General features: G+C 42.2%; 7 protein-coding genes. All 7 read left to right on the top strand.

Going from position 1 to position 12,956, the window contains the following annotated elements:
- Positions 1-153 precede the first annotated feature (153 nt).
- The 7 genes from ECA01S_RS05685 (at position 154) to ECA01S_RS05655 (ending at position 12,811) form a co-directional block, all read left to right on the top strand.
- A complete protein-coding gene (locus tag ECA01S_RS05685; protein WP_067392453.1) occupies positions 154-1,272 on the top strand; it encodes a glycerate kinase in 1,119 nt (372 codons plus the stop codon).
- A 12-nt stretch (positions 1,273-1,284) separates the two neighbouring features.
- The gene (locus ECA01S_RS05680) at positions 1,285-2,469 is read left to right on the top strand and encodes an AI-2E family transporter (protein ID WP_067392450.1); all 1,185 of its coding nucleotides are present in this window, start codon (positions 1,285-1,287) and stop codon (positions 2,467-2,469) included.
- 95 nt (positions 2,470-2,564) lie between these two features.
- Positions 2,565-3,674, top strand: coding sequence for a CDP-glycerol glycerophosphotransferase family protein (locus ECA01S_RS05675; RefSeq protein ID WP_071858913.1), 1,110 nt, complete (start codon positions 2,565-2,567; stop codon positions 3,672-3,674).
- Positions 3,664-4,398, top strand: a complete 735-nt coding sequence (locus ECA01S_RS05670; protein WP_067392442.1) for a WecB/TagA/CpsF family glycosyltransferase — start codon at positions 3,664-3,666, stop codon at positions 4,396-4,398. The genes ECA01S_RS05675 and ECA01S_RS05670 overlap by 11 nt, the downstream gene beginning before the upstream one ends.
- 1 nt (position 4,399) lies before the next feature.
- A complete protein-coding gene (locus ECA01S_RS05665) occupies positions 4,400-5,596 on the top strand; it encodes a CDP-glycerol glycerophosphotransferase family protein (RefSeq protein WP_067392438.1) in 1,197 nt (398 codons plus the stop codon).
- Positions 5,593-10,425, top strand: coding sequence for a bifunctional glycosyltransferase/CDP-glycerol:glycerophosphate glycerophosphotransferase (locus ECA01S_RS13885; RefSeq protein WP_071858912.1), 4,833 nt, complete (start codon positions 5,593-5,595; stop codon positions 10,423-10,425). The genes ECA01S_RS05665 and ECA01S_RS13885 overlap by 4 nt, the downstream gene beginning before the upstream one ends.
- 103 nt (positions 10,426-10,528) lie before the next feature.
- Positions 10,529-12,811: a DUF5776 domain-containing protein gene (locus ECA01S_RS05655; RefSeq protein ID WP_067392435.1), complete on the top strand. Its 2,283-nt coding sequence runs from the start codon at positions 10,529-10,531 to the stop codon at positions 12,809-12,811.
- Positions 12,812-12,956 lie beyond the last annotated feature (145 nt).

Genomic DNA, 12,956 nt, shown 5'->3' with positions numbered 1-12,956 from the left:
ATGGTATATAACTCAAAAAGTTGTATTCCATACTCTTTTTTTATCTAAAATCATCAATCGTTTGCTATAGATTTACGGAAAAATGTGGTCGACGCTTTCATTTTGAATCGCTTTCTGGTTATACTAGTTATAGAAGAAAAATGGAGGTTGTTTATGAAGGTTGTCATTGCAATGGATTCATTTAAAGGAAGTATCTCAGCGAAGGAGGCAAGCCAGGCAGTTGCTGAGGGACTGGCAGCTTGCTCGCGGGTTAGGTCAGTCGTTTTACCCATGTCTGATGGTGGGGACGGCGTATTAAGTGTCTTAGCAGAGTATGTAGAAGGAACCTTTCATCCAGTAGAAACAGTCGATCTGACTGGTACACCGCTGACTGCGACTTATTTTGAATGTGAGTGGAAAGGCATTACCACGGCGTTTATTGAGTCAGCCCAAATTGTTGGCTTACCGGCGAGCCCTTCGTCCACAACCGTTGCGAACGGTTCAAGCTTTGGGGTGGGCCAGGTGATTCGTCAAGCTTTTGCGGATGGCATGGAAGAAGTCATCGTTTTTCTTGGTGGCACGGGTGTTAGCGATGGCGGCTTAGGATTATTACAGGCATTTGGCGCTAAAATCTATGACCAAGCGGGTGACCTCTTACCGACTAATTGCAATACGCTACTGGAAGCAGCTCAAATGGATCTTAGTGAATTAATTTTACCGGACAAGCCGCTGATTGCCGCAGTGGATGTCGAAAATCCTTATTGGGGCAAGCAAGGGGCGTTTCAAATGTTTGCTGCCCAGAAAGGTGCCTCAGAGGAGCAGATTGCCCGGCTAGACAGTCAAGCAATCAACTTAGCTCAGTCGGCAAAAGAGTTAGCCTTGCTGAATGCATACCCCGGGGCTGGTGCTGCCGGTGGCTTAGGCGGAGGCGTCATTCTATTAGGTGGAACTATCGTCCAAGGCTTTCGTTTGATTCGTGAAGCATCTGGGATTGACCAGCATTTGACAGATGCGCACTGGGTGATTACTGGCGAAGGGCGGATGGACCAGCAGTCAAATTTGGGGAAAGTACCCTTTCAGGTGGCTAAATTAGGGAATGAGCACCATCTGCCGGTGACCGCTTTAGTTGGAGAAAAAGGGGAAATCGCGAATATTGAGGAGCTATTTGCCGGTGTCTTTGCAATCCAAAAAGGTCCAGTCGATCAGAAAGCAGCTATGGAAGCCAGCTATACACGACAAAATCTAGCAGAAACAGCCTTAGAATTATATCGTTTTGGCTATACGATTAGATAAGGAGGTATCGCAATGAAATCATGGAAAAGCACCCGCTGGATTGAATTTGTTGGGGGTAAAAACTTAGTATTTACACTAATAGTTCTGATCCTAGGCGCTTTAGCAATCTATCTTTTAAATATGATAAGTTTTATTTTTGATCCTTTACGCGTTATTATCGCCACGATAATTGGTCCCGTCTTATTATCGTTAGTGTTGTATTATCTTTTTAATCCGCTAGTTAATTGGTTGGAGAAACATCGCATTAAACGGCTTTATAGTGTATTAGGAATTTTTATCTTGATTTTAGCGGCACTCGTATTAGGGGTAATTCTCGTTGTGCCTGTTATCAGTGATCAAATCGAAAGTTTGATTAAAAATATGCCGGATTATGTGGAAGAGATCAATCATACTGTGACGGCCTTTTTCAAAGAGACGGCTTTTGCAGATCAATTGAATGAAGCCCTAACGAAGGTTGAGGACTGGATGCAGAGTATTTCTGACAGTTTGATTGATTATTTGGGCAAGGCGATGCAAGGAGCCTCAGCTGTTTTTTCTACTATTACCAGTATCGCATTGGTATTAGTGACAGCGCCTATCATGACTTTTTTCCTATTAAAGGACGACCAGAAATTTTTCAGTTTCTTGTTGGAAATCATCCCACCGCGGTTCCGGCAAGATGCCAAAGAGATTGGCGCTACCATGAATACGCAGGTTGGTGCCTATTTGAAAGGCCAGATTTTAGTTTCAATCGTGATTGGTCTACTGACCTTTGTCGGTTTTAAAATTGTAGGCATGCCTTATTCTGGTATTTTGTCGATTGTCGTGGGCATTACCGCCATCGTACCGTATATTGGACCATTTGTAGCCTTTGTGCCAGCCCTGATTGTTGCTTTTATGGTAAGTTGGGTGATGGTTCTGAAAATGTGTATCGTTTGGGTTGTAGTCCAAATGTTGAATGGTCATTTGATTGAGCCAGCCGTAATGGGAAAACATTTAATGATCCATCCTTTAACGATCGTGATTGTATTACTAGTGATGGGGGATCTGATGGGCATCTTTGGCTTGATCTTTGCCATCCCAATTTACGCCATTATTAAAGTCATTACGATTTATCTTTTCCGTAAGTTTAAAAATCGCTACAACCGCTACTATGGAGAAGAAGGCAAATACGAGGAAACCCATTTTTCTAAGGATGATTATTTAGACGGAAAATAAACGCGCTATTTCGCAGTTTGACCGCGGGCAAACTGTATTTTTTTTGCATAATGAGGTATGATAGAGAACAGCGAAGACGAGAAAGGAAGAACATGATGAAACAGGCAATAGTAAATCTGGCAAAAAGGTCCTATATGCAGTTGATTAGCAAACAGCGGCCACAGATCAATGATACGATTGCTTATCTCTTGAGCTTTCCCGAAAATAATCGTCAACTGTTGACGGAACTAATTGCAGAGTTTCCGCAACTGCGCATTTACTATACGAAAAATTGTCAGGCTGAAGCCCTGGACTATGCCCGTTTAGGCGCAATGATCCAGCCGCTTGAGCCTTTTGCCAAGTTACTAAAAAATATACCCGTTATCGCGGGTGCCCGTTTATTATTAGCAGACAACTACTTTGCATTTTTAGGTGCGCTAGACTTGGCGCAAACCCCAGTGATTCAATTATGGCATGCCAATGGCGCCATCAAGTCATTTGGTTTAGAAGCCAAATATGCTCAACAGGCAACGCCAGCAGACCGTTTACGCTATCAAGAAGTCTATCAGCGTTTTAGTCACTACGTTGTGGCATCAGAAACTATGGGACGTGCCTTCCAACGCAGTTATTTAGCCAAACCAGCACAAATCAAGCTACTAGGTACACCACGGACTGATCGTTATTTTGACGAATCCTGGCGTCGGGATGTCAAGCAGCGAGTGCGGGATGTTTTTGGGGACCAGCCGATAGCACTCTATGCTCCGACTTATCGGGAAACGGCCACAAGCATGCCCGATACGGCTTGGCTACAAACCAAAGATTATCGGATGCTCGTTAAGGCACATCCCCATGATCATGACCTGCGGCGACAAGTACCAGAACAGATGTTGGATTTGGCTGGCTTTTCCTTAATGGAGCTCTTGCCTAGTGTGGACCTTTTGATTAGTGATTATTCTTCAGTGCCTTTTGAGTACGCGCTGGCAAATTCTACTGGAAAAATGCTGTTTTACTGTTATGATTTGGAGGAGTATCAAGCGAAGGTCGGCATACAGCCAGATTTTGAAAAGTGGGCACCGGGCCCAATCTTTAAAGAGTTGACGACCAAAGAGCTGTTAGTCCCTCAACAAGACTTTCACCAGTTTAATGCGATGTGGAATACAATGAACGACGGGCAGGCGATACCGCGGGTCATCCAAGAAATAAAGGAGCTATACCATGGAGACTGAACGGATTCTAGGGCTGCCGGTAGATGCGGTGACCATTACGGATATCATCCGAGCACTGCCAGCGCATACCCCACAAAATAAAATGACGGCAATCAGTGTCAATCCACAGATTGCTTTATCAATTAAAGATTACCCTGAATTAGTACCTTTTCTCGAAAATAGTACCTTTCGTATTCCAGATGGCATTGGGGTTGTACTAGTATCCAAGCTGACCAAAGGAAAAGTTCGTGAACGCGTGGCAGGCATCGATTTAATGACAGCCTTTCTCGAGTATGCGAATCAACAAGGTCAACGGATTTTTCTTTATGGTGCAAAACCTGAAATCAATAAAGCAGCTGCTGAAAATATCCAGCAACAGTATCCTCATTTGACGATAGCTGGTCGAATCGATGGTTATACCCAGCTCACGGATGAAGAAATCGTCGCAACCATGAACCAAAGTAAGCCGGACTTTGTCTTTGTCGCTTTAGGCTTTCCAAGACAAGAAAAATGGTTGGCAAAAAATTATCAAGCTGTTGATGCGAGTGTTTTTCAAGACGTTGGTGGCAGCTTTGACGTCATGAGTGGTTACGTAAAGCGCGCACCAGCCTTTTTTGTGAATCTGCATATTGAATGGTTGTACCGTTCGCTCCAACATCCCAGCCGCTTTTATCGTATTTTGCAGCTGCCGGTCTTTTTATTAAAGGGTTTAAACTGGCATCGCCACAATCAAAAAGGAGTTTAAGATGGATCTGCAAACTATTATCAAAGAAAAAATCATTTCGCGCGTCTATCGGATGGGCTTTAATCTTGTCAGTTATCTACCAGTGAAAAAGAAAACGATTATGTTTGAGAGCTTTAATGGAAAGGTTCCTAGCGATAATCCCTTGGCGATCTATCAAGAGCTAAGTAAGGATGCCAGCGATTTTCATATTTACTGGAGTGTCAAAAATGCTTTTTTAGCGGAAGCACAGCAAGTGGTACCAGCTGCTTTGTTAGTGAAACGTTTTTCGCTAAAATGGCTATGGCTGACAGCGCGCGCCAATTTTTGGATTTTTAATGCGCGGATGCCACACTGGTTACGGAAAAATAAAGGGACGACCTATATTCAAACGTGGCACGGGACGCCTTTAAAACGTCTAGGTTTGGATATTGATGAGGTGGCCATGCCAGGCACAGATACCGCAAGCTATAAAAAATATTTTATTCAAGAAACGAGTCGCTGGGATTATATGATTGCCCCTAATCCATACTCTGAAGCGATTTTTAAAGAAGCCTTTGCCTTTCAAAACACCTTTTTAGAAATTGGCTATCCACGTAATGACCGGCTTTTTCAAGCGGATGCAGCCGAAGTACAAGCTTTGAAGGAACGCTATTTAGGGACTACCCAAGGTCGTGTGCTGCTGTATGCGCCAACTTGGCGTGATGATGCTTACTATACAAAAGGCCAATATAAATTTGAGCTGCCTTTTTCACTAGAAACGGTGGTGGCGCTGATGGCACCAGAGGATCGGCTAATTTTGCGTCCCCATTATTTAGTAAAAGATCAAATCGATATTTCAGGCTATGAAACGCAAGTCGTGATTTTAGCAGACGAGGAAATTAGTGATCTCTATTTGATTAGTGACTTGCTGATTACCGATTATTCTTCCGTCTTTTTTGATTTTGCTAATTTACGACGCCCGATGCTGTTTTATGCTTATGATTTGGATCACTACCGGGATCAATTGCGCGGCTTCTATTTTGATTACCAGCAAGTTCCTGGACCAATCGCAACCGAAGTCACGGAATTTTATTATTATCTTAAAGAATTTTTACAGGAAAACGCATTTTTAGCGGATACACTCAAGCTTGAAACTTTTGTTGAGGAGTTTGGTATTTGGGAAAATGGTACAGCCTCACAAAAAGTAGTGGAATTATTAGGAAGAGAGGGATCCCGTTGAATCAACCAAAATTATCGATTATTGTTCCGGGATACAATGTCGAAGAATATATAGAAGCTTGTTTGGATTCAATTTTAGCGCAAAAATTTACAGATTACGAAGTTCTTATGATCGATGATGAATCGCCCGATAGCACTGGTGAAATTATGGATCGATATGCAGCTGAACAGCCTAATTTTCGGGTGATACACAAGCTGAATGAAGGCATCAGTGCTGCACGGAATCTAGGAATTAATGAAAGCCGCGGTGAATATATCGCTTTTTTAGATAGCGATGATCTCTTGACGGAAACTGCTTACCAAGAGCTGGTGGGCTCTTTAGATCGTACCGGCTCACAAATGGCGATAGGTGGGGTCAAACGATTCAATTCACAAAAGGAAGTCTACTCATTCCTCCATCGGAAAGCCATCAAAGATACGGCATTAAAGACGACAATCCGGCAACATCCAGAATTGATTTACGATACCACCGTTTGGAACAAGGTCTATCGTCGGAAATTTTTAATCGATCAAGGCATCCGGTTTCCTGAAGGTGTGATTTATGAAGACATCTCCTTTACTTTACACGCGCACCTAACAGCGAAGGCTGTCGATATATTAGATACTATTGTATACAAATGGCGTTGGCGAGAAGGCGATAATCGTTCTTGGACGCAGCATCGTAATGATCTAGCGTTATACCAACAACGCCTAGTAGCCATTGATCAAGCACTGACCTTGGCTGAAGAGTACCGTGCGCCTGAACTAATAGAGCCTTTAAAAGTCAAGGCGTTGGAAGTTGATATTCCCCTTTTTATTCCGGAAAAGCACCATGCTGATTTAGATTATGTGGTGGAGTTTCAAAAAATGACTTACCGGAAAATTCATGAGTTAGGGCTTGAATACTTAGCGCAAGTTCGACCTGACAAACAGGCGCAACTAGTGGCACTGCTTCACGGTGATCTTGAGGTAATGGTTGACTTTGTCGACGGTGAGACCTGGAGTAGTCAAGTAGAGGAGCGCAAGGGCACTTTTGTTTTTGCTAACGAAATGTTAAACGATAAAGACTGGCAAAAAGAAATCCAGCTGGAACATTCGTTACCGTTAACGTCTAAAATTGGGACGATTGCAACGGTGAAGCAAAATCACTTTATGATACACGCTGCTGCCTTTGCTAAACATACCATGCATTTGAAGCCGTCTTTAGCTGATTACCAAGTCTTTTTAACCAACACCAACACCGATGAAAAAATCCGTCTACCATTTCTGCAAAAGCGGACTAAATTAGAAAAAAGTACGATGCGCTTACCCTTGAAGGTTGGCTTGGATATTGAATTGGATTTTAATCGACTGGCGGAGCAATTGACTGAGGGTATTTGGAAAATTGAAGTCTGCGAGGAACTGAAAAATATCACGTCTGTCGGCTTTTTGGGAAATCCACAAAAAGGCGCTGCTAAAATTGCGACTTTTTTACTAGAAGATCATGTGGTACGTCTGCATTACAACAATGATTGGCAACTAACTTTTATTGTGACAAAAGCAGAAACGCGTATCAGCAGTCTGGTTTTTTCACAGGACCGCTTAAAACTAAGTGGTCAACTGCCAGCCTTTGTTACCAAGGGGAGTCTCTATGATTTAGAAAATGATCATGGAGAGCATTTCTTTGAGTTGACCAAAGAGGGCGCGGACTTAGTTTCTGAACCGCTGACGCTACTATTTCATACAAAATATCAGTTAAAATTATATGATGATTTTTATAACGAAGTATTGTATATCAACCAACTGCCGGACTTGCCTAAACGAATTACAGCGGCGCAACCTATCGTATTGTATTCCACTGGGCTGACGAATTTGAAATTTGAGTTTTTGGCAGGCGTGGTTTCTCTCAGGGAAGCCCAGGTAGTGGATCAAAAACTGCAGGTAAGCTTGGTCTGTGAGAAAGTACCTAACGCTCGTTATCAGCTACGTTTGCTGCAGGAGCATAAAAAGTACCGCTATCAGTTGACAGAGTATCGTGAAACAGCAGCAGGTCTAGATTTCATTAGCGACTTAACACTGGAAGCTGAATTTTTGATTCGCCCCGGTAAGTATGACGTCTTTTTAGATGTTATTACCGACGAAGTGACTTCTTATCGAATCAGTTTAGATGGGATGGAAAAGCAGCGTTTAACGGAAATCGCTGGTTTTACACTAAATAGCTATGAAACACCTAATGGCTTTTGGCGTATTTCCTCCGTACAGAAATGGGCATGGCTTGATAACTCTCGTTTGAAGCGAAGAATCAGCTACTCCATTCTTTATCCTTTGATGCGCTTGTTACCATTAAAAAAGCAAACTGTTGTCTATGATAGTTTCTGGTCAGCCGCCATCAATGATAATCCTAAGGCAATGTATGATTACTTGCGGCAAGCTCATCCAGAATTAGAGCATGTGTGGTTACTTGAAACGGTTAATTTGCCCGTTGCTGGACCAGCCAAAAAAGTTCGGAAAAATAGTTTCCGTTATTGGTATTATCTAGCACGTGCCAAATATCTAATTGAAAATACTAATCTGCCAAATCAATACGCAAAACGGCAAGGACAAATCGAGGTTCAGACTTTTCACGGGACCTTTATGAAAACGATGGGCTTTGATGAGCCTTATTTCAAAAATGCGAAGAAATCGGTGCAAAACAACTTTGCTCGTCGCAATAGTCGCTGGGATTTGGTGACTTCTCCTTCGCCTTACATGACAGAGAAAATCAGTTCTGCTTTTGACTATCAACGTGAAATAGTAGAGAGCGGCTTCCCGCGGAATGATGTTCTTTATACAGAAAATCGTCCAGAAGTTATTGAGAAGCTCAAAATGAAGTTAGGGTTGCCGCCTGATAAGAAAATTGTGCTATATGCACCAACCTATCGCACCAAAGAAGGTTTTGAGCTGGCCTTAGACTTGCAGCAGTTACAGGAAAAATTGGGGGATGAAATTGTTTTATTAGTGCGCTTGCATTATTTTGTTTCTAATAATATCAATATCGAAAATTTTGCTCCTTTTGCGCGTGATGTTTCTAACTATCCATCCATTGAAGAACTCTATTTAGTGAGTGATCTCTTGATCACGGATTATAGTTCCGTTATGTTTGACTATGCCCATCTGAAGCGGCCAATGCTCTTCTTTGCCTATGATTTGGAAGAGTATACCCAAGATTTGCGCGGTGTTTACTTGGACTATGAAGAAATAGTGCCAGGACCGATTGTCCGTGATACTGCAGAAATTATTGAGGCACTAACTGACCCTCAACCGGATCAATATGCTGCCAAGCAAGCAGCTTTTTACGATCGTTTCTGTGTGTTTGGTCAAGAGGGGAATGCCGCACAGCAAGCTTCTGAAGCAATGTTGCGCTTGACGACTTCTGAAAGTGAGACCGAGCCGCTGATTCGGGAAAAATTCAAACGCCTGTTTAAATACAATAAATGGTATCCGAAATATTTGGAACACGTTGGGAAGAAACCAAAGAAAAAATTGATTGTCTTCGAAAGTTTCTTTGGTCGCAAATATAGCGATAATCCTAAAGCCATCTATGAGTATATGAGACAGCATCATCCAGAGTATCAAGTGGTTTGGAATATTAATAAAGAGTATGAGGCGTATTTTAAAGAACATAAACTTCCTTATGTAGAGCGTTTATCCCTACGCGGTGTCCGGACAATCGCGCGTGCGGAATATTGGGTTATGAATACGCGTCTGCCCTTGTGGATGAAGAAGCCCAAAGGCACCACCATGATTCAAACATGGCACGGGACACCACTGAAAACCTTGGGACGCGATGTTGAATTATTGACGATGCCAGGCTTGACAGCTGACAGTTATCATGCAGATGTTATCAAGGATTCTAATAAGTGGGATTATTGCTTGAGTCCCAATGCGTATTCAACAGAAATCTTCCAACGAGCATTTCGTTTGCGGTCGGAACAAATGATCAATAGTGGCTATCCTCGTAATGATATACTATTGGCCCACACCCCGACTGATGTACAGCGAATCAAACAACAACTTGGGATTTCAGTTGATAAAAAGGTAGTTTTATATGCCCCTACCTGGCGCGATAATGAATACTTAAAAGCGGATCATTACACAGCAAAATTGCATCTTGATTTGGCGCGCTTTAAAGAAGAGCTAGGGAAAGATGTTATCTTGTTGATTCGGACCCATTATTTGATTGCCAATAGTTTAGATATTGCCGATGATGAGCAAGTATTGGATGTCTCAGAGTATCAAGATATCAATGATTTATATCTAATCAGTGACTTACTGATTACAGACTATTCTTCTGTGTTCTTTGATTTCGCTAATTTAGAACGTCCTATGATTTTTTATGCCTACGATTTAGCTTCATACGCAGGGGAAATTCGGGGTTTCTACTTTGATTATAGTGAAGCACCTGGTCCGATATTGGAAACGGAAGATGCGCTATATCCTGAAATCAGAAAGCAGCTGCAACAACCGACTTTAGCACCAAACTTCGCTGAATTTAAAGAGAAGTATTGTGGCTGGGAGGATGGTCATTCAGCTGAACGTGCTGTTTCCTTTATCTTAAACGGCGAAAGCTATCAACATCGTACGTTGTCCCGCCTAAGCGAAGAAGCAGAACTAACAGCAGATATTGTCTTATGGTCTGACGTGATTGGTGAGAAAGGCTACCATATTACCAAAAACATTTTAGCCGAAGGGCAATCAGTTCAAATTCTTGAAAAAGCTGTTTTGATTGATCCTATCCAACGTAATTATGTGGGTACACCATGTTATTTAGTAGAAATTGATCAAGAAAAAGGCTGGATCACAGAGGCAGATTATTTTAACCTTAAAGCCTAAACGAGAACAGAAACGACAATCTTTTATAGATTGCCATTTCTGTTCTTTTTTGATTGTAAAGCAGCTTTTTTAAATGGTATAATCATTAAAAAGGAGTGATAAAATGAAAAAAGTGTTAAAAACGATTGGGTTAAGTTTATTAACGGCTTCTTTATTGTTAGCGGAAGCGCCGCTGGCATTGGCCGTTACCACCACTGATGTAACTACGACAGCTGAAAAAGCGCAGCTACCAGCTATTGAAGTTGACCGCTTTTATACAGTGGCTGAGCCGTATATCCATGAGTTTTCGGTAGCTGAACAACCCTATCTATTAAAAATTTTTTATGATACAACTTGGCGTAGTGAATTGTATACGTTTACGGAAACCGCCATTGATGAAGTCAAAATTGCTGAACAACCAGTGGCAAAAGAATTGTCTTATGAAATTGACAACCAAACGGTTCAATTTCAGGTAGCATTACCACCAACCAGCGAGGCAACGCCACCAACCAGCTCGGAAGAAACCGCAGCTTCTTCAAGCTCTGAGACTGCCACTACAACAACAGAGACTACCAGCGAAGAACAGTCACCAGCCGCTAGCGATACAGAGGAATCAGAGGAAGTCACTGCAGGTAGTGAAGCAAGTAAGCCGGCAGAAGCTGCGGCGCCAAAGCAAACTAATTCAAAATCTAATGCTTCGGCAGATAAACCAATTATTCAAGAGCAGGACTATTTTGCCACAAATCCACAATATATCTGGCTTAGTCAAGACGTTAAAGTTTATGCTAAAAATGATTTATCTGGCCAGCCTAAGCAGACGCTGCGTAAGGGCACGGTTCTTGCAACGGCTAAGCTTTTGCGAAATCCAGCTGGTGTACCGATTTTTCAAGTAAGCGGCGGTTATACTGCAGCCTTGAAAACAATCGGTACCAAAATCACTGGGAATTATAAAAATTATTACACCGATAATCCTGGTTATATCGTGATGCAAAAACAAGACGTTACCTACAAAACGGCAGATCTCAATGGCGGTATAGTGAAAAAATACGCAGCCGGATCAGTCTTGAAGGTAACGGGTGTGGTGTTGTCGAAGACCGGCTATCCTCGTTTTAAAGTAGCGGGTGGTTATATCACTGCGAATAAAAGCATTGTGGTAAAAGTAACGAATAACTATCAAGCCTACTATCTGACGGCACCTAAACAAGTAGTTATGAAGAAAAATGACGTGGTTTATAACAAAACCGAATTTGGACAAGCCCAAAAGGGACGTAAACTATCAGCTGGGAAAGTTGAAAAGGTTTCAGGCATTGTATTTAGCAGCAGTGGCTACCCTCGTTTTAAAGTAGCAGGAGGTTATTTGACGGCTAACAAAAGCTACGTTCAAACGGTTACGAATAACTATAATAGCTACTATTTGACCAATCCAAAGCAAATTGTCTTAAAGAAAAATGATGTTTTCTACCGAGACACAGCCTTCACTAAAAAAGGGGCCGCAATTAAAACCGGTACGGTGGTCAAGGTTCAAGGAATTGTCTACACGAGCGGTGGGACACCGCGGCTCAAAACCAGCAAAGGCTATTTGACGGCTAATAAGAAATATGTGAATAAAGTGGTTGCCAATTATCAAGACTACTACACCAGCAAACCGGCACGCATCAAAATGAAGGTGACTGACTGGTACTATAATGGTGTCGAATTCAACAAAAATGGTCGCAAATCCAAATTACCTAAAAATACGGTTGTTAGTGTTGAAAATTTAACCTTCACTAGTTCGGGGATTCCTCGTTTGAAAGTTCGAGGCGGCTATTTAACGGCGAATAAAAAGTATGTGGCGGCAACCAGTGCAAGCCCAACGATTCAAATGAATGTTCCTTTTTATAGTCAGTATGCCGTGGGGGCGCCTCAGGGCTGTGAAACAGCCTCGTTGTGGGAGACATTCCGTTACAAAGGCTATGCCAGCAACCAAAGCCTGCCAAAATTGTTAAAAGCTTTGCCACTCTCTAGTAACAATAATCCTTACAATGGCTTTGCCGGCACGCCGTTCAAAACGTTACCTGCCAGTGCAAATGTCCATCAAACGATTTTCCCTAAAGCCTTCGTTCCTTTTGCTAACAAGTATGCACCAGGTAAGATTGCGGATATTAGTGGTAGTTCGGTGACACAATTAAGAAATGAGCTGCTGCAAGGAAATCCTGTGATTATTTGGGCCACCTATTTGTATCAAAAACCGGTTACTAAAAAGTTCTGGTGGGGTACAGGGGTGACTAATCTACACGTGATGGTAGTGGACGGTTACAAAGATGGTCGTTATCATCTAACCGATCCAATCAGCGGGAAATTTTGGGTCAGTGAAGCACAATTATATCGTGCCTACAAACCAAAGAAGATGGCAGTAGCTGTACGTTAAAAAAACAAAGCAAGGGAGAACAGCAACAGCTGTTCTCTTTTTTTGTCATATAACTGTCATGAATTTGACAAAATTAAAGAGGCAATAATAACAAAAAGCCCGTTGCCATCAAATTAGAATTCGGTTATGCTTAAGGTAGCATAAA

Source organism: Enterococcus canis NBRC 100695 (assembly GCF_001544375.1).
Lineage (GTDB): Bacteria > Bacillota > Bacilli > Lactobacillales > Enterococcaceae > Enterococcus_H > Enterococcus_H canis.
The sequence above is the reverse complement of the archived record's forward strand: the minus strand, read 5'-3'. Positions and strand labels throughout refer to the sequence as shown.